This window comes from Saprospiraceae bacterium, from assembly GCA_016710235.1.
In the GTDB taxonomy this organism is placed as follows: Bacteria; Bacteroidota; Bacteroidia; order Chitinophagales; family Saprospiraceae; genus Vicinibacter.
In genome coordinates, this window is the sequence record JADJLG010000001.1 from 2,504,049 (window position 1) to 2,525,252 (window position 21,204).

General features: G+C 42.4%; 7 protein-coding genes and 1 tRNA gene. 6 read left to right on the forward strand and 2 right to left on the reverse strand.

Features of this window, described 5'->3' with window-relative positions; translation table 11 throughout:
• Nucleotides 1–254 precede the first annotated feature (254 nt).
• From IPI99_10080 to IPI99_10095, 4 genes are all read left to right on the forward strand, one after another.
• Nucleotides 255–8,936: a T9SS type A sorting domain-containing protein gene (locus IPI99_10080; protein MBK7340863.1), complete on the forward strand. Its 8,682-nt coding sequence runs from the start codon at nucleotides 255–257 to the stop codon at nucleotides 8,934–8,936.
• 387 nt (nucleotides 8,937–9,323) lie between these two features.
• Complete coding sequence (locus tag IPI99_10085) at nucleotides 9,324–14,198, forward strand: HYR domain-containing protein (GenBank protein MBK7340864.1); 4,875 nt, start codon at nucleotides 9,324–9,326, stop codon at nucleotides 14,196–14,198.
• Nucleotides 14,195–14,785: a hypothetical protein gene (locus IPI99_10090; GenBank protein MBK7340865.1), complete on the forward strand. Its 591-nt coding sequence runs from the start codon at nucleotides 14,195–14,197 to the stop codon at nucleotides 14,783–14,785. Before IPI99_10085 ends, IPI99_10090 begins: the two co-directional genes overlap by 4 nt.
• Nucleotides 14,752–18,510 (forward strand): T9SS type A sorting domain-containing protein, encoded by a 3,759-nt coding sequence (locus tag IPI99_10095; GenBank protein MBK7340866.1) that lies wholly within the window; start codon nucleotides 14,752–14,754, stop codon nucleotides 18,508–18,510. Before IPI99_10090 ends, IPI99_10095 begins: the two co-directional genes overlap by 34 nt.
• A 724-nt stretch (nucleotides 18,511–19,234) precedes the next feature.
• On the opposite strand, the gene IPI99_10100 is transcribed toward IPI99_10095, so the two are convergent.
• A tRNA-Met gene (locus IPI99_10100) sits at nucleotides 19,235–19,307 on the reverse strand.
• Nucleotides 19,308–19,396: 89 nt separating this feature from the next.
• Between IPI99_10100 and msrA the strand changes: the two genes are divergently transcribed.
• Together msrA and IPI99_10110 are read left to right on the forward strand one after the other, a co-directional pair.
• Entirely contained in the window at nucleotides 19,397–20,056 is a 660-nt protein-coding gene (gene msrA, locus IPI99_10105; GenBank protein MBK7340867.1) for a peptide-methionine (S)-S-oxide reductase MsrA, read from the forward strand.
• A gap of 13 nt (nucleotides 20,057–20,069) precedes the next feature.
• Entirely contained in the window at nucleotides 20,070–20,429 is a 360-nt protein-coding gene (locus IPI99_10110) for a methionine-R-sulfoxide reductase (protein MBK7340868.1), read from the forward strand.
• Here IPI99_10110 and IPI99_10115 read toward each other — a convergent pair.
• Nucleotides 20,395–21,198 carry a 1-acyl-sn-glycerol-3-phosphate acyltransferase gene (locus IPI99_10115; GenBank protein MBK7340869.1) on the reverse strand — a complete coding sequence of 268 codons (804 nt, stop codon included), beginning with the start codon at nucleotides 21,196–21,198 and terminating at the stop codon, nucleotides 20,395–20,397. The genes IPI99_10110 and IPI99_10115 overlap by 35 nt on opposite strands.
• Between the last annotated feature and the right edge of the window lie 6 nt (nucleotides 21,199–21,204).

The window sequence follows — 21,204 nt, forward strand, 5'->3', positions numbered from 1 at the left end:
TGTGATTTTTAAACATACAATATATTTTAAAAAATTTGTTTTTATCAAAATATAATATCAAACTAATTCCTTTGGCGCTGAGCATTAGTTTGGCATGATTCCTTTGAATACCGAAGAAAATTCTAATTTTTCATTTAAAATCTTTGGTTATTTACAATTGAGGCTTATCTTTGCCCCTAACTGAAATTGAATACTTGCGGACGAAGCAATCCAAAGTTTCAATTTGATTTTTTTTTAAACCAAAACTCAATCCCATGCTGGCGAAGCGATTAGCATTATTGTGCTTTAGTGTTATTGCACTTTTTCATCCTTACACCTCATTTAATCAAAGTATTCATTCTGTAGCCCGTCAGGCTAATGCCTGGATGACTGCTGAAGATGGTATTCTGGAAGTATCTCCATTCAACACTCTTCAATCTGGTAGACAAGTGCCTGGTCAGGTGACCACATCGACTATTTTGGAAGTAAATCCTACGGAGTATGTCAAATTGTTTGAGAAACATAATGGTGCTTTCAGAGTTAAAATTCCTTTCAACGGTAAAACTCTAAGCCTAATATTGTACAACAGTGCTGCAGGGGACGAAACCACAGTCTCGACTTCAACTTTGGGAGAGGTTATAGTAAAAACAGGAGCACTTTTTAGGGGCATTATTGAAGGGGATAACGCCAGTCTAGTAGGCTTAAGTTTCTTCGAAAATGGTGATATCTATGGGGTGATTTCTACTCCAACGGATGGCAATATAGTTCTGGGAAGGTTTGACGACCCATTATTCACTGGTATTGACCAGTATATGATCTATAAGGAAAGTGATTTGTTGATTACCAATGATTTCGCTTGTCGACAAGACGAACTACCTGAAGTTCCCGGATCAGGCTTGAATGATATACAAACACAAAATGCAATGGCACCCGGAGACAAATGTGTTGGTTTCGGTATTGCTGTTTCTTTCAATATGTATAGTACAGCCTTCGGGAGCAGTTTGGCCAATACGACAAATTATGTAAATGCGCTACTCAATAATGTTGGTGCTATTTATGCGACCGCAGATGTTTATATCTATTTAAACACATTATTTATATATACCACTGCTGGGAGTGATCCAAACAATTATTCAGCAGGGACTTATGAAGCTTTACTTTCCTTTGGATTTAGCCTGCCGGATAATTATATGAATGGCAATTTGTTTCAACTTTTGACAAATCATGGATTAGGTGGGGGTATTGCTTGGGTGAACGTATTGTGTGTACCTGTAGGTACTGACCCAGATGGCGGCCCGGCAGCTTATGAGTATAAAACTTCAGTTAGCGCGAATCTAACAACGCCAATTACTCAAGTTCCAACTTACTCTTGGAATGTGATGGTCGTCACCCACGAATTTGGACACAACATTGCTTCCCCTCATACACATGCTTGTTTCTGGAATGGTAATAACACTGCCATTGATGGGTGTTTTACAGTGGAAGGTGGCTGTGCTCAACCTGGATACCCTGCAGGTGGAGGAACGATCATGAGTTATTGTCATCTAGGTGGAAGACCAGGTATAAACTTTAGTTTAGGTTTTGGGCCACAGCCCGCAACATTAATGGTCAATACAATTAATTCAAAAACCTGTTTTACATCCTGCTGCTCAAGTAATTTAACGATTATGGCAGATCCGGATTTTTGTAATCCTCCTGGAACAAATGTCACGGTGACGGCTTCAGGTGCTACAGTATATTCATGGAGAGATGGAACAGGTACATTCCGTTATGGGAATTCGATTTCACAAATTGTAAACTCAAATTATACGGTAACAGTAACTGGATTCGCAAATGGAAGTTGTTTCGGTGATGAAATAGTTACGCTTACAGCTGACATAGCCTGCGCTGCTACTACAGATTGTTTTGAATATACTGGAAATATAGAGACATGGACTGTCCCTGACGGAGTGACTTCAATCACAATTGAAGCTAAAGGTGCACAAGGAGGATCAAATGAAGATTGTCCTGGTAATGGTGGTTTAGGTGCAGTGATGAAAGGAACTTTTGCAGTTACTCCTGGACAACAATTAAAATTATTAGTTGGCCAACAAGGAGGAAATGGTCGATCTGGTGCTGGAAATGGCGGTGGCGGTGGTGGAGGTAGTTTTGTAGCTACCATCGCTGATATACCCATGATTGTTGCCGGTGGTGGTGGTGGGTATCAACCAGTATATTGTGATCCATTTTCCCCTGTTAATATTGATGCAAACACTGGAGAAAACGGTTTTGATGGATATAGTGATTTAGGGGGTTCACCAAGTTTGTTTGGTATTGGCGGTACTTCTGGAAATGGTGCAACCAACAGTCCTGATGGAGGTCCTGCTGCCGGAAATGGAGGAGGATTTTATACTGATGGAGAAGTTTGTGCTTTTGGATTTCCAGGCGGAGGGGCATTTGTGAATGGTGGCGCTGGTGTGGTCTACCCTTGGGATCCAGGTTTTGGAGATGGTGGTTTCGGTGGTGGTGCATGTTGTGATAACTGGGGAGGCGGCGGTGGTGGCGGCTACTCAGGCGGCGGTGGTTCTTGGCATGGGCCAACAAATGGTGGCGGCGGTGGTTCCTATAATACAGGGACAAGCACTATGGCCAGCGTTTCCCAAACAGGAAATGGGCAAATTTGTATTACCTATAACGCGGAACCTGCCGCATGCAATCCGCCTGTGATTAGTTGTCCTGCGCCAGTAACTGTTTCTTGTGCTAGTCAAGTTCCTCCGGTTGATACAAATGGAGTGAGGATTGTAACAAGTGACTGTCCTGATACACCTATACGAGCTTTCCAAAAAGACAGCATCGTCAACCAAACTTGTGCAAATCGTTATACAATTTATAGATTTTATACAGCTAGCAATAGTGCAGGTACAACCAGATGTAGCCAGATAATAACCGTTAATGACTTAACATTACCTATTGTTACATGCCCTGCTCCGGTTACTGTGGCTTGCTCTTCATCAGTACCAGCTCCGAATATTGCTTCAGTGACAGCATCTGATAATTGTGGTGGCACAGTCAATGTTATACATGTTGGAGATGTAATTTCAGGCAGAACATGTGCAAATAAATACACGATTACTAGGACTTATAGGGGAACAGATTTATGTGGTAATTTTGCTACATGTACCCAGTTGATTACTGTAAATGATAATGTCGTCCCTATTGCTAGATGTAAAAATATTACTGTAAGTATTGATGTTTCTGGTAATGTTACCATTACTCCTGCAATGATCGACAATGGATCTACTGATAATTGTACCTTGACGGCTAATTTAAGGTATTCAATTTCACCTTCAACATTTTCTTGTGCTAATGCTGGGGTAAATAATGTCACTTTAAATGTGTATGATGAGTGCGATAATTTGGGAAGTTGTATCTCTTCGGTAACGATAATTGATGCTATTCCACCGACAATAGTACCCGCATGCCCTACAAAGACTATTACCTTGAACGCCGGTCCCGGCGAGTGTGAAGTGAGCTGGGATGCACCGCCATTCATGGCTATGGACAACTGTCCTGCAGGCCAGTATTTTGGCAGCATCAACCGCGTAGGCAACATATGCCGTACGAACGCAGCATGGCAGATATCAGGAGGAGCAGGCGCATGGGGTGTGATGTTCGACTTGGTGAACACATCAGGTGGACAATTGAATCTTCAGGAAGTGGGCTGGTTCTCATTTGCGAATGTGACGCACAATATTTATTACCGTACAGCACCCGGCCCATATGCACCGGTACAAGCAACAGCGAGTGCATGGACCTTGTGTGCTAGTAGAGTAGCAACCCATGCAGGATTTACTGGACCAAAGGATACATTCAATTTGATAACGGGAACAGCATACGATACCTTGAAAGCTTGTGATCCAATCATTGTTGACAGCTCAAAAATTGGTTGTTTGACAATGGCAGCAGGCGAGACAAGGGGTGTATATATACATGCACCAGGACAAGCTAGTGCATACTTATCCATATTCGGAGACTGTACGACAGGTATTTTTGGAGATGCAAACGTAAATACACCGGTGAACGGAGCTACGTACACAGGAGGCTTATTTACAGCGCCGTTTGTGAACTCATCATTTGGATTTGGAAACACAAACTGGATCGGACATATCGGATATGCGGTAGCAACATCGAATCGTGTAAGATTGGTACAGACATGTGGAGCACCATATGGTCCTGGATGTTTCTTCCCGATAGGATGTACGACCTTGTGTTATACAGCCTCAGATGCATCAGGTAACGTAACGAACTGCACATTTGACGTTTGTGTAAATGCATATGCCAATCCGAAGAGAAGTTTGTCATGCAATGACAATATTCAGGTGAGCCTTGACGAGAATTGTTTTGCAACGATAGGAGCAGACGATATATTGGAAGGAGGCCCATACGGATGTTATGATGATTATATCGTGGAGATCAGGAATTGGACGACAGGCCAGTTGATTGATAGACAACCTGCAGTACCGGGAAGTCAGGTAGGATCACAGGATATCGGCAAGAATTATGAAGCAAAAGTAATCGATCCTGCGACAGGCAACAGCTGCTGGGGTCATATCACAATAGAAGATAAGTTAGCACCGGAATTAACATGTCCTGCTGACGTAACAATAGGTTGTACAGCGAGCACATTACCATCAAATACAGGGACACCTGTTGTAGACGAGAACTGTAGCAGCTACACGTTGACTTACAGAGACAATGTGACACAAGGAAGTTGTGCATTGGGCTATGACAAGAGGATAGTAAGAACCTGGACAGCAATTGATGGCAGTGGCAACAAGGGAAGCTGTGTACAGACGATCACAGTGAGCATAGGCGACCTGAACGACGTATTGGCACCATCAAACTATGATGGCGTACCGGGCAATAAAGCGATGTTGGCTTGTGATGCGAAGATCGACAGGAACAAAGACGTTACCCCACACGAAGTAGCACCGGATACTTGTATCGACGGCTACTTGTTGGACAGCGTATACTGGAGAGCAAATCCTACCCGACCAAACATCTATTTGGGAGTAGGAGGAGCAGCAGGAAGAAGGATACCAAGAGTATTGGGCTGGAATTGTATCGACGATGTGAACGATGCGAATTTCGGACATCCAAGTCCTGATGATGTATATTATCCTGCACACAAGAACTGGGATGCATTGAATCCGAACTGTTATGGACCGAACACGCACGTGATGTGGCACGGAACAGGTCGTCCGGCGACGCAGTGCCGCAATTTTGGAACAGTGTACAAAGACATCGTGATCGACTTGGCAAAACCGGGCTGTGATGCGGGTCCAATAGGCTGTTACAAAGTGTTGAGACAGTGGACAGTGATGGATTGGTGTACAGGCAAAGTAGGCGGACACAATCAGGTGATCAAAGTAGCGGACGTAGAAGGACCGAAAATATTGTATCCGGATTCAGTAGTAGCAACAATGGATGTATGGAGCTGTACAGGAATCTGGGAAGTACCACCGGCCTGGTTGGTAGACAACTGCAGCAATGAAATACACTATACAGTAGAAGTAGAAGACGGAACAGTAATCGGCAACGACGAGAGTGGATATGTAGTAACAGGCTTGCCGAGAGGAATCCAGAATGCATATATCGTAGCAGAAGACTGTTGTGGCAATATCACGAAGAAGATTGTGAGATTGAATGTATTGGACAATGTACCACCGGTACCGGTGTGTATCAGGAATACAGTAGTGAGTTTGGTAGGCGGCGGTAGCCCTGGAGAAAATATCACGAAAGTATTTGCAGAATCATTGGACAATGGTTCATTTGACAACTGTTCACCGCACATTTATTTCAAAGTGATCAGAATGGAAGAGTTGTTGGGCACAATCAACGGACGCCTTCCACCGACAGACAACCGAGTAGCATGTAATGGATTGAACGGAGACGATGATCCGGATCCTGTATTTGCACCGGGCAATCAGGTATATTTTGACGACTTCACGAAGTTCTGCTGTGCAGATGCCGGCAAGACGATCATGGTAGTGTTGAGAGTCTTTGACGTAGATCCGGGCACGGGCCCAATCCATCCGAACAGAATGGGAAGAAGCGGACCGAATCTACAGTTTGTAGGGGACTTGTTTGGTCACTACAGCGACTGTATGGTAGAAGTCGACGTACAAGACAAGGTAGTACCGACATTGGTGCCGCCACCGAATATCGTAGTGAGCTGCTGGTTCTGGTATGATTTTGAAAAATTGCGTGATCCATTGGATCCAACATTTGGACGAATCGTAACGGACTTGAGCGTAAGAGCGAAAGTGAAAACAAACGACCTGGTATGTCAGAGATACTGTGTGCCAAATACATTGCACAACTATCCTGGCCCATCAGCAGGGGCAGTACCACCGAATTTACCTGCAGCAAACATAGCATGTAACTACTACAACAGCTTGTACAATCCGGCCCATCCGGACAACAAGTATGAGTTGGTATGGGGCTTTGATGGATATGTGTTGGGTGGCTGTAACGTAACAGTAACAGTGACACCAAACGATGACAACGTGAAGTGTGGACAAGGAGTCTTGACAAGAACGTTCACAGTAAGAACGTCAACGGGAGTAACCTTGAGCCGTCAGCAGACGATCTGGATAGTGGACTGTGATCCATTCTATGTGAATCCTGCAGACTACTGCGATCCAAACGACGACATCGAATGGCCAACCTGTATCAGCGCGAGCTTACCGGGAAGAGTAGAGATCGACGGATGTGGAGCTGACTTAAGCCCTGACAATCCAAGATTGGGCAGACCGAAAGTGATGAACAATGCAGACGACAACTGTGCATTGATCGCAATCGAATATGATGATGAAGTATTTACAATCGAGCCGGATGCGTGCTTGAAAGTGATCAGGACGTGGACAGTAATCGACTGGTGCCAGTACGATCCAAGCAGAAACATCCTGACAGGCCGTTGGGAGTATCAGCAGGTGATCAAGGTGAGAGACAACGACGATCCTGTGGTAACACAGCGACCATACACATGTGAGCCGGCAGTATTAGACAATACAACAGGCTTGTGTTTAGGTCATATCGAGTTGTGTGCAGATGCAACAGACAACTGTAGCCCACTAGACTGGTTATTCTGGGAATACAAGATCGACTTGTACAATGACGGAGTAGGCACACACAGTGGCTATGACTTTGTAGTAGGCTCATTGACGAAGCGTCAGTTTGACAATGGAGAAGTGCCGAAGTTTACACACAATCCATATGCAGACAATCCAAACAGCCCATTCTGTGCAAGTGGAACGTATCCAATCGGAATCCACAAGATCAGATGGATCGTAGAGGATGGATGTGGAAATATCGGAGTGAGAGACGAATTGTTTGAAGTGAAGGACTGCAAAGCACCGACACCATACTGTTTGACAGGAGTGATCACAGTACCAATGCCAGCCAATGGATGTGTGACAATCTGGGCAAAAGATTTGGACAGAGGTTCATATGACAATTGTACACCACAGAGCAGATTGAAGTTCTACTTTGACGGAGATACAAGTGCAACAAGTAAGACCATCTGTTGTAGCGACTTTGTAGCAAATGGAGCAAACGACGAGTTGATCGTAGACGTTGAAATGTGGGTAGAAGACCTGGAAGGCAATACAGACTATTGCAAGACAGTAATCATCGTACAAGACAATCAGGATATCTGTGATGATATAGTAGACTTGAAAGGAAGAATCAACGGAGATTTGCGAACAGAAAGCAATGACGTGACAAATCCGGTGAAGATGGAGTTGTATGAAAACGGAAATATGATGTTAGAGCGTACAGGAAGCCCATACACATTTGGCGACTTGAAGTTGGCGACAACATATGTAGTAAAACCTACAAGAACAGAAGATCCATCCAATGGAGTAACGACAGCAGATATCGTGAAGATACAGAAGCATATCTTAGGTCAGGAAGTGATCACAAGCCCATACAAGTTGATTGCAGCAGATGTAACAAACAATGGCAAGATCACAGCAAGTGACATCAGCGAGATCAGGAAGTTGATCTTGGGAGTTACGAGCAAGTTTGCAACAGTAGAATCATGGACATTTGTACCGAAGAGCTATGTATTTGCAGATCCAACACAGCCATGGGGTGCACCACGCACAGCCACAGAGGTGTTTGGCACGCAGAGAGAAGTGAAACAAAGTGACTTTGTAGCGATAAAGATGGGAGACTTGAACGGCAATGCCAGAGCGAGCAACGTGATGAGCGGAAGCGTGAGGACATCGGGCAAGTTGAGCATGGAAATCGATGAGCAGGAAATGGTAGCAGGAGAAGTATACAAAGTAAACTTCAAGTCAAGCGATTTCCGCAACATCAGTGGATACCAGTTCACATTGAAGTTTGACAGTGAGATGTTGAACTTTGAAGGAGTAGAAAGCGGAGTATTGGGTACAACAGAATCCAACTTTGGAACGAACCGCGTGAACGAAGGAATCTTGACAACGAGCTGGAACAGCGGTACAGGAACAAGTTATGGCAGCGACGAAACATTATTCACAGTAGTATTCCGCAGCGTACGCAGCGGTAAGTTAAGCGGCATGTTGGCGATCACAAGTGAAGTGACAGCAGCAGAAGCATACGAAGCTAGTGAAGAAGTGAAAGGCGTGAGCTTGAATGCAAGAACAGAACAAGGAGTAGTAGAGAGTGGAGTATTCGAGTTGTATCAGAACAATCCGAATCCATTCAACAAGGAGACAGTGGTGAGCTACCGATTACCGGAAGCAGGATCTGTTAAATTGAGCATCTACGACGTGACAGGTAAAGTGATCCGAGTGTATGAGATCCAAGGTCAAAAAGGCTTGAATACACAGAAGATCGAGAGATCAGAGTTGAATGGCGGCGGCGTACTGTACTATCAGTTAGACGCAACAAACCATACAGCTACGAAGCGCATGGTAGTAGTAGAGTAATCTACGACGATCAGAGCTAGTCCGGTGGGACCGAAGGCAACCCAAGCCAAGGATCCGGAAGCCGGCGAGTAGCGAAAAGGAGACAACACGTAGTCCGATACGTGAGATAAGTTAAATCGGTTTTTGGGATGGCCTCTCTTCAAGAAATTGAAGGGGGGCTTTTTTTATTAGATAAACTTCTTTATTAAAGTTTGTATGATGGGTAATTAGAAGTTGACAAATTCATATTTTTTTTAATGCATAAAATAAATATTAAATATAATTTTTATATCTAAAGTACAGATACATAAAATGTAAAACATAAATAAAAATATTATATATAATTAATTCTAATCATAAAGTAATATCTAGTATTTTTCAGCATTTTTTAAGCCAAAACCTGAGCTCATGAACTTACGCAGAGTTGTAATTTTAGCATTACTGCTTTTTTCTCAATTGAATTTGTTTTCTCAAGCCAATTATCTTGTAGGTAACTGCAAAGGATCGTTTATGAATATAAGCGGATCCGGATCACTATTGGCGGGATCCCAAGCAGATGATGCAGCCTTAACATTTGCTTTACCTTTTCCAATGATATTTTATGGTACAAGTTATTCTACTTGTGAGCTAGGTACAAATGGCTGGATGCGATTTGCCGGGTCAAGTAGATCAGGTACTGATTTAAGTAACGTTGCCCTTACCCCCGGTATGAATTTGATCGCTCCCCAATGGGATGATTTGACTTTGGTGACTGGTTCCGGAGAATTAAACAATGGAATTTATACGCAAGTTATGGGAACTGCACCAAATCGAGTTTTAGTGATTCAATGGCTGGGTAGTTATTTTGGATCTAGTGGGAACTCGGATCAAATCACTTTTGAAATTAAATATCACGAGACAACAAATGAAATTGAAATTCTATTGCAAGATTTAACCGATGCAGCTGATACACAGAATAATGGAGCCTCAGCTACAGTAGGTGTCGCTGGGCCAACGGGTACAACTGTTACCCAATTGTATTTTAATCAAGTGATATCACCTATACCACAGGCACGTAGCTTCAAACCTTACACCTCTGTGCCTCCTAGTAATTATACTGCATCCACCTGTGGTTCAGGATTCATAGACATTCGAAATCCGGCAAACTTAATAGCGGGTACTCAAGGTGACGAGTTGACTGCCAATGTCACTTTGCCATTTAAATTTAATTTTTATGGACAATGTATTACATCAGGTGTAGTCAGTACAAATGGCTTTTTGAGATTTAGTCCTAGTTCTAGGTCAGGAGCTGACTTAAGTAATGCAGCTTTAACGGCGGGTATGAATTTGATCGCTCCTTTGTGGGATGATCTCAATTCTGCTACAAGTTTATCAGAACCCTCAAATGGTATTTATGCCCAAACAAACGGAGTTGCACCAAATAGACAATATATACTTCAATGGGTGACATCTTACTTTGGCTCCTCAAATAACAGTGATTCACTTTTATTTGAAATAATATTATTTGAACAAACAAATGAAATACGAATTTTGCATCAGGATGTAACGGATGGCACAGATACTCAGAATGGAGGCAGTAGTGCTACCGTTGGTATTGCTGGTCCATCGGGTACTTCTTTTGTACAAACTTCTTTAAATACAGCGTTTTCAGCACCTACATGTTTTAGCTACATAATACCATGTGCTACTCCAACTGACATTACATGCCCTGCAAATGTTGGACCGGTACAATGTGGTACACTCAATCCATTAACCACTTTGTCTGGTAATTTAATTTCAAGTGACCCAAGCTTTATCAGACCAGCGAATGCATCCTGTATACTGGATTCAATTAATCGCCCTTATTATGATGTTATACCTTTAGTGGTGCTTAAACCGGGTACATTTACTCTTAGTCTGAACTCGGGAGGAATGGACTTTTTTGCATTAATTTATAATGGACAATTTAATGCCTGCAACCCTTGTTCGAGTTTAGTTTATTGGGACGATGATACAGATTCTACAGGTGCAACGCCAAATCTTGATCCGACAATCACATTCACAGCATCAGGTTTAAAAACTTACTATTTGGTTACAACTTCTTATTGCTCTGGGATGACAGGAGCCTATACCTGGACCATTTCTTCTAGTGGTGGAGGTAAAATAATTGATGGTTCGTTTGGTATTGCTAATGCTACAGCTACGCATTGCTACGATTATTGCATTGCATATAATGATGCTTATTTAATAACATGTCCCGGAGATTTTAAAATTGATCGTAAATTTTTACTAACTGATATTTGTCTTGGCACAGTCGTTGACTCTTGTACGCAATCTATCAATATAGATGACACTACACCACCAGTCCTGATCTGTCCTGGTGACATGGTGGTTTCTTGTCCGGGAACTTTGCCCGCATTACCAGCAACATATGAAGAGTTTCTGGCCGCAGGTGGTTCTGCAACTGATGAATGTTGTCTGGCAACTTCAACATTTAGATTAATTGGAGTAGTCCCAAATCCTCCTACATGCTCACAACCATCTATTGTGTCCTATGAGATAAAAGATACTTGTGGAAATGCAGATACTTGCATGTTCAACATTGTAGTGAATGACATTACACCTCCTACTGCAAGATGTAAAGACATTACAGTGAATTTAGATCCTATGGGCATAGGAATGTTTATGGCTAGTCAATTAGACAACGGTTCTTCTGACGACTGCCCTAGTGGATTGATTTTTAGTATGGATCATTCTGGGAATGTCACATATGCTGATACATTGGCCAAAATTCCGGTGACTTTAACTGTAATGGACTCTTGTGGCAATTCTGCTACTTGTATTTCATTGGTTTGTGTGAGAAAATCTGGATTCTTGGAAGCAATTTGTAAAAATATAACAGTGTACCTAGATGCAATGGGTATGGTGAGTTTTACCGCAGATGACATAGACGGTGGTAGCACACCTTCATCAGATTGTGGAGGTTTTGATTTGAGATTATTACATTCAGGTACAATGACATGTGACAGTCTGGGTGTGAGGATGGTTGATTTAGAAGCTTTTGATGATTGTAGTGCTGACACTTGTACAGCATTGGTTACGGTTTTAGACACGATTAAGCCCATGATTACATGTCCGGCTTCTTTAACCGTTTCTTGTGCCTCAATGGTTCCTGCTCAGGATACAAATTCTGTTGTTGCAACCGATAATTGTCCGGGTGTAAGGAGATCATTTGTTAGTGATCAAATATCTTCCCAAACCTGCCAAAACAGATATACTCTGACAAGAACATATATGGCTACAGACAGGTCAGGTAATACAGCTACCTGTTCTCAAACCATTACGGTAAATGATATTACTGTTCCTGTATTGGCGACTTGTCCGGCGGATGTCACCATACAATGTGTAATAGATACGGGTATTCCGCCAATCGTTACATTTACTGACAATTGTCAAATGGGAACAAGAAATGCCATATTTGGATCAAGAAGAACGGTTGGTACTTGTAGAGATAGTTTAACACTATTCAGAACCTGGACCGCGAGAGACACATGTGGAAATGTTGCCTCTTGTACCCAAAAGATTACCATTTTTGACAATGTGAGGCCTTCTATGAATTGTCCGGCACCTATTACAGTAACATGTGCATCGTCCGTTCCACCTCCCAATACTGGCTCTGTCGTGGCTGCCGATGCCTGTGGCAATTCTGGAATTGTTGTCGTGCACCTAAAAGACAGTACTGTAAACATGACATGTCCAAATAAATTTACAGTTTATAGGTTTTATCGAGCGACGGATGCATGTGGTAATACAAATTCTTGCAGCCAAATTATAACCGTTAATGACAATGTAAACCCAACTGCACTCTGTAAAAATATTACTTTGAATTTGGATCCAAGTGGAAATGCAAGCATTACTGCTTCACAAATCAATAACGGTTCCACTGATAATTGTAGTTCTCAGGCTAATCTTCGATTGGCTGCTTCACCATCCGTATTTACTTGCGCGAATTCAGGACCAGTAAATGTTACTTTGTCAGTAACAGATGAGTGTGGTAATGTCGGTACTTGTGTTGCAATAGTCACAGTGTCAGATGTAACCCCACCAGTTTTTGTACCTTCATGTCCAACAAAAACAATAACCTTGAACGCAGGTCCCGGCGAGTGTGAAGTGAGCTGGGATGCACCGCCATTTATGGCAATGGACAACTGTCCTGCGGGACAATTTTTTGGCAGCATCAACCGGGTTGGCAATATATGCCGTACGAATGCAGCCTGGCAGATATCAGGAGGAGCTGGCGCATGGGGAGTGATGTTTGACTTGGTGAATACATCAGGTGGGCAATTGAATCTGCAGGAAGTGGGTTGGTTCTCATTTGCGAATGTGAACCACAATATTTATTATAGGACAGCACCCGGCCCATATGCACCGGTACAAGCAACAGCGAGTGCATGGACATTGTGTGCTAGTAGAGTAGCAACCCATGCCGGATTTAGCGGACCAAAAGATACATTCAATTTAATCACCGGAACCGCCTATGATACCTTGAAAAGATGTGATCCGATCATCGTAGACAGTACCAAAATTGGTTGTTTGACGATGGCAGCAGGGGAGACAAGAGGAGTTTATATCCACGCGCCGGGACAAGCTAGTGCATACTTGTCCATATTCGGAGACTGTACGACGGGTATTTTTGGAGATGCAAACGTAAATACCCCAGTGAACGGAGCTACATATACAGGGGGCTTATTTACAGCACCATTTGTGAACTCATCATTTGGATTTGGAAACACGAACTGGATCGGTCATATAGGGTATGCATTAGCAACGTCAAATCGAGTAAGAGTGATCCAAACCTGTGGAGCACCATATGGTCCTGGATGTTTCTTCCCGATAGGATGTACGACATTATGTTACGAAGCGAGAGATGCAGGAGGCAATCTGGCAACATGTACATTTGATGTATGCGTGAATGCATATGCCAATCCGAAGCGGAGCCTTTCGTGCAATGATGACGTACAGGTGAGCCTGGACGAGGAATGTTATGCAACGGTAGGGGCAGACGACGTATTAGAGGGAGGACCCTACAGTTGTTATGACGATTATATTGTAGAGATCAGGAATTGGAATACGGGACAGTTGATTGATAGACGACCGACAGTACCGGGAGTACAGGTAGGCGTTCAGGATATAGGACAAAATTATCAGGTGAAAGTAATAGATCCAGTAACGGGCAACAGTTGTTGGGGCCATATCAGGATTGAAGACAAACTTGCGCCTGTATTGACCTGTCCTGGGATTTGACCTTGGATTGTACGGCGAGTACATTGCCGGCAAATACAGGCACGCCTACAGTAGAGGAGAATTGTGGTGGTTATACGTTGACTTACCAAGATAATGTGACACAAGGAAGTTGTGCCTTGGGCTATGATAAAATAATAGAGAGAAGATGGACTGCAATCGACGGTAGCGGCAACAAGTCAAGCTGTGTTCAAACGATTACAGTAAACTTAGGAGATTTAAACAATGTATTAGCACCGGCAAACTATGATGGATTGCCAGGTAATAGAGCGATGCTGGCCTGTGATGGGAAGATAGACAGGAACAAAGATGTGACCCCACACGAAGTAGCACCGGATACCTGTATCGACGGGTATCTGTTGGACAGCGTATACTGGAGGGCAAATCCGACGAGACCAAATATCTATTTGGGACCAGGCGGCACATTGGGAAGGAGAATACCAAGAGCATTAGGCTGGAATTGTATAGATGATGTAAATGATCCGAATTATGGCCACCCAAGCCCGGATCCTGTATATTATCCTGCACACAAGAACTGGGATGCATTGAATCCGAATTGTTATGGACCGGAAGTACACGTGATGTGGTAGGAACAGGAAGACCAGCTACGGCATGTCGCAATTTTGGAACGACGTATCAGGATGTAATCATCGACTTGGCAAAACCGGGTTGTGATGCAGGTCCAATAGGCTGTTACAAAGTGTTGAGACAATGGACAGTAATGGATTGGTGTACAGGCAAAGTAGGGGGCCACAATCAGGTGATCAAGGTAGCGGACGTAGAAGGACCGAAAGTATTGTATCCGGATTCAGCAGTAGTGACAATGGATGTATGGAGCTGTACAGGAACCTGGGAAGTACCACCGGCCTGGTTGTTGGATAACTGTAGCAATGAGCTTCATTACACAGTAGAAGTAGAAGATGGAGTTGTGAGTGGCAACGAAACAGATGGATATATCGTATCTGGCCTGCCAAGAGGAATCCAGAATGCGTATATCGTAGCAGAAGACTGTTGTGGAAATATCACGAAGAAGACAGTAAGATTGAATGTACTGGACAATGTGCCTCCGATACCTGTGTGTATCAAGAATACAGTAGTGAGTTTAGTAGGAGGAGGCAGTGCAGGAGAGAATATCACGAAGATATTTGCGACATCGTTTGATGAAGGCTCATTTGACAACTGTTTCCCCCATATATACGTGAAGGCGATCAGAATGGAAGAGTTGTTGGGCACAATCAACGGACGTCTGCCGCCAACAGACAACAAGGTGTCATGCAATGGACTGAACGGAGACGATGATCCGGATCCAGTGTTTGCACCGGGCAACCAGGTATATTTTGATGATTTTGTAAAATTCTGTTGCGCGGATGTAGGACAAAAAATCATGGTAGTGATGCGAGTATTTGACGTAGATCCAGGAGCGGGCCCAATCCATCCGAACAGAATGGGAAGAAGCGGACCGAATCTACAGTTTGTAGGGGACTTGTTTGGTCACTACAGCGATTGCATGGTAGAAGTAGAAGTACAAGACAAGGTATTGCTAACATTGATCCCACCACCGAATATTGTGGTGAGCTGCTGGTTCTGGTATGATTTTGAAAAATTGCGTGATCCATTGGATCCAACATTTGGACGAGTGGTAACGGACTTGAGTGCGAGAGCTAAAGTGAAAACAAATGATCTGGTATGTCAGAGATACTGTGTGCCAAATACATTGCACAACTATCCTGGCCCATCAGCAGGGGCAGTACCACCGAATTTACCTGCAGCAAACATAGCATGTAACTACTACAACAGCTTGTACAATCCGGCCCATCCGGACAACAAGTATGAGTTGGTATGGGGCTTTGATGGCTATGTGACAGGAGGCTGTAATGTATCGGTAACGGTGACACCAAACGATGACAACGTGAAGTGTGGACAAGGAGTCTTGACAAGAACGTTCACAGTAAGAACGTCAACGGGAGTAACCTTGAGCCGTCAGCAGACGATCTGGATAGTGGACTGTGATCCATTCTATGTGAATCCTGCAGACTACTGCGATCCAAACGACGACATCGAATGGCCAACCTGTATCAGCGCGAGCTTACCGGGAAGGGTAGAACTGGACGGATGTGGAGCTGACTTAAGCCCTGACAATCCAAGATTGGGCAGACCGAAAGTGATGAACAATGCAGACGACAACTGTGCATTGATCGCAATCGAATATGATGATGAAGTATTTACAATTGAGCCGGATGCGTGCTTGAAAGTGATCAGAACGTGGACAGTAATTGACTGGTGCCAGTACGATCCAAGCAGAAACATCCTTACAGGCCGATGGGAGTATCAGCAGGTGATCAAGGTAAGGGACAATGACGATCCTGTAGTGGACTGTTCAATGAGTGATTGTGAACCTGCAACTAAAGATCCGTTAACGGGTATATGTTGGGGCCATATCAACTTGACAGCTACCGCAACCGATCATTGTACACCTGAGGATTGGTTATTCTGGGAATATAAGATAGATTTATACAATGATGGAAAAGGAAGTCACAGTGGCTATGATTTGAAAGTGGGCTCATTGACGCACAAGCAGTTTGATAATGGAGAGACACCGCGGTTCAACCATAATCCATATGCAGACAATCAAGGGAATCCATTCAATGCCAGTGGCGTATATCCAATCGGAGTACACAGAATATCCTGGTATGTAGAAGATGGCTGCGGCAATATAGGAGTCTGTGAAAAACTGTTTGAGATCAAAGACTGCAAAGCACCGACACCATATTGTTTGTCAGGGATAGTGACCACGGTGATGCCAAGTACTGGCTGTATCACGATATGGGCGAAAGACTTCGACCATGGCAGCTACGACAACTGTACACCGCCAGCCAATCTGAAGATATATTTTGAAGGAGGCTCAGACAGTTTATTGATCTGCTGTTCAGATTTTGAAGCAAAACGAGTAAATGATGAATTGATCTTACCGGTGAAGATTTGTGTAGAAGATGAAGAGGGCAACAAGGATTGCTGCGAGACGACAATGATCGTACAAGATCCAAACAATGTTTGTCCTGATGATGGAACTCTTACTGGTACGATAACTGGAGAATTGAAAACAGAAAACAACGATGTTACTAAACCAGTGAAAGTTGAATTGTATAATAGTTCAGGAATAATGATGGTAGAACGCATCGGTAGCCCTTTTACATTCTCTAGTTTGAAATTAGCATCCAATTATACAGTGAGGCCTACTAAAGTTGAGGAACCTGCAAATGGGGTATCTACAGCAGATATCGTGAAGATACAGAAGCATATCTTGGGTCAAGATGTGATCACAAGCCCATACAAGTTGATCGCAGCAGATGTATCGAACAATGGCAAGATCACAGCAAGTGACATCAGCGAGATCAGGAAGTTGATCTTAGGAGTTACGAGCAAGTTTGCATCAGTGGAATCATGGACATTTGTACCGAAGAGCTATGTATTTGCAGATCCAACACAGCCATGGGGTGCGCCACGCACAGCTACAGAAGTATTCGGAAATGCCAAAGAGGAAAAAGTTTGCGACTTTGTAGCGATAAAGATGGGAGACTTGAACGGGAATGCCAGAGCGAGCAACGTGATGAGCGGAAGCGTGAGGACATCGGGCAAGTTGAGAATGGAAATCGATGAGCAGGAAATGGTAGCAGGAGAAGTATACAAAGTAAACTTCAAGTCAAACGATTTCCGCAACATCAGTGGATACCAGTTTACATTGAAGTTTGACAGTGAGATGTTGAACTTTGAAGGAGTAGAAAGCGGAGTATTGGGTACAACAGAATCCAACTTTGGAACGAACCGCGTGAACGAAGGAATCTTGACAACGAGCTGGAACAGCGGTACAGGAACAAGCTATGGCAGTGAAGAAACATTATTCACAGTAGTATTCCGCAGCGTACGCAGCGGTAAGTTAAGCGGCATGTTGGCGATCACAAGTGAAGTGACAGCAGCAGAAGCATACGAAGCAAGTGAAGAAGTGAAAGGCGTGGGCTTGAATGCAAGAACAGAACAAGGAGTAGTAGAGAGTGGAGTATTCGAGTTGTATCAGAACAATCCGAATCCATTCAACAAGGAGACAGTGGTGAGCTACCGATTACCGGAAGCAGGAGCTGTTAAGTTGAGCATCTACGACGTGACAGGTAAAGTGATCCGAGTGTATGAGATCCAAGGTCAAAAAGGCTTGAATACACAGAAGATCGAGAGATCAGAGTTGAATGGCGGCGGCGTACTGTACTATCAGTTAGACGCAACGAACCATACAGCTACGAAACGCATGATAATGGTGAAGTAAATTTGGCATTTTGTACTTAGTTATTTTCAAAGCAATTGAATATATAAGGGAGTTTATGCCACTGACTAATTTCTAAGATAGATTAGTACGATTACAGAAAATTTAAGTTTAATATAAATAGCCTCTTTTAATGAAAGGAGGCTATTTTGTTATACGTCTATTTGTTGGATGAGCGCTAATATTATAAATGTAGATCTATTACATACCAAATTGATTTGAAAATCAAGGAATTGTGAATTGCGCCTGATTTGCAGAATAGATTTTTTTACAAGAATCACTTGTAGTTGCACAAGCTGCCTTTAATATTAGCCTGATTGAAACAATAGAAAACTAATTTTATAGACTTAAAACCAATTTAAATGGAGTGCAAAGTTTTGCCCGGTACGTTCATTATTGAATGATATCGTGGATTCGATTTTGGTTGCAATACCATTCGAACACATTTGTACAGCGAATTTATTTTCAATTTGATACCCGCTTTGATCCTCAATAACAAAATCTGGTTTAAATTATTTGAGAAATAGAATATGAAGTTGCCTGAAACTTTTTAGATGTTTATTAATTCCAAACTTGATTCAGTAATAAATTTGGCATTCATTATTGTTGAATATGAATAAAAGATGAGATAAATTTATTTTCACTGTCTCTTCATGGACAAGCCGAATGAAATCCAAGACAAATTCTATTCAAATTTATCAAAAAATAAAAAAAAATTGAAAGGAAGTGGCGGGGGCAGGACTCGAACCTACGACCTTCGGGTTATGAGCCCGACGAGCTACCAACTGCTCCACCCCGCGATCTGGACGCAAAGATATAACTTTTTGCTACATAAATTGTCCTTATTGAAGGACTTGACTAGTGTTAACGTTTTATTGTAAATTTGTGCATGATTAAATTGTTATTTATTTCAATGCTTGCTATAGTATCAAGCTGTGGCAATCAGCAGAAATCCCAAATAATCCATAAGAATGATTCATTAATCTCAAAATCTTCTGATATAATGATTGATCCTCTTCAAAAATTTGATACTGCTACGTTTGGTGCCGGGTGTTTTTGGTGTGTGGAAGCTGTATTTCAAAATTTAAAGGGAGTTGACACTGTCGTTTCAGGATATATGGGGGGAAAGCTGTCAAATCCAAGTTATAGGGATGTTTGTTCTGGCACAACGGGACATGCTGAGGTTTGTCAAATTTATTTTGACCCGCAAATTATAAGCTTCCAACAATTATTAGAAGTGTTTTGGCTAACACATGATCCTACTACATTAAATCGGCAGGGAGCCGATAAAGGAACTCAGTATCGGTCTGTTGTTTTTTGGCAGAATAGTACTCAGGAAAGCATGGCAAAGAAATTGAAAAATGAATTTGCGCAGAAATATTGGGACGACCCTATTGTAACAGAAATAGTTCAGGCAAGTGAGTTCTATCCTGCTGAAGATTATCATCAAAATTATTTCAATTTGAATGGAGAAGCACCTTACTGTCAGATCGTAATATCACCTAAAGTCTTGAAGGCAAAAGAAAAGTTCTCCACTTTGTGGAAATAGTAAAGATTGTCTTATGGGTTGGAATGAACTTACCGAAGAAGAAAAATATATTATTGAAGGGAAAGGAACTGAAGTACCATTTTCCGGTGTTTATAATTTGCATTTTGAGAATGGAGTATACCTCTGCAGAAGATGTAATGCTAAGCTATTCGACTCTGAGGAAAAATTTAATTCATATTGTGGTTGGCCTTCATTTGATGAAGCAATTAAAGATGCTGTTCTGCAATTACCGGATAAGGACAGAGTTAGGACAGAAATCTTGTGTGCATCATGCAATGCGCATTTGGGACATGTGTTTTTTGGAGAGAGGTTAACTCCGAAAAACCAGAGATTTTGTGTCAACTCAACTTCTCTTTCTTTTCAACAGAAATAACATATTGCTTCTCCGACTCATTCCAATTGGTTTGAAATTCAGTTAATTTTTGATTTATTCTGTATTCACACTCTGATGTTAACCAAAGTGGATCATTATTATAGATGGGGTTAAAAAAATGTAAAAAAACTACTGTGCGCCATTTAGAAAAAGTCCTATAGAATTGTTTGAGGATATTTGACAGATACCAAAAGTCGCTAACCGGATTTGCCATCTCATGTGCAAAAGCAATGACAGGTCGATTGTGTAAGGCTGCTATTTCAAAGGAACCTTTCTTAAAAGCTAAAGTTTTTCTGTTAGTACTGATTGTACCTTCAGGAAAAATTACGATTGATTTTTGTTGCGTCATTGCTTTGTCAATCTCTATTTTAGTATTTTTTCGGCTTTCTGCATTTTCCCGCGCAACAAAAATAACTCCACTCATTTTTGCACCAATGCCTATCAATGGATAAGATTCAACCTCCGCTTTACTGATGACATAAGCTTCTTTTAGTTGAGAAAAAATAATGATGGGATCAATCAAGGATCTGTGGTTGCCAACATAAAGTGCGCCTTTGATATTTTCTAATTTCCCTGTTTGAACTAATTTGATTCCAAAAATAATCAAGGCTAATTTGCAAAAAATATTTCTTATTACAAAGCCCGATCTACGCGGAATTAGCCTTAAATAAATCAGGAAAATACCGGTAGGCACCAATAGTATCATGAGCAACACAATGGCAAACAGCCTAATGGAAGCAAGGAAATACCCTGCAAGTTTGATTATCATAAAGTT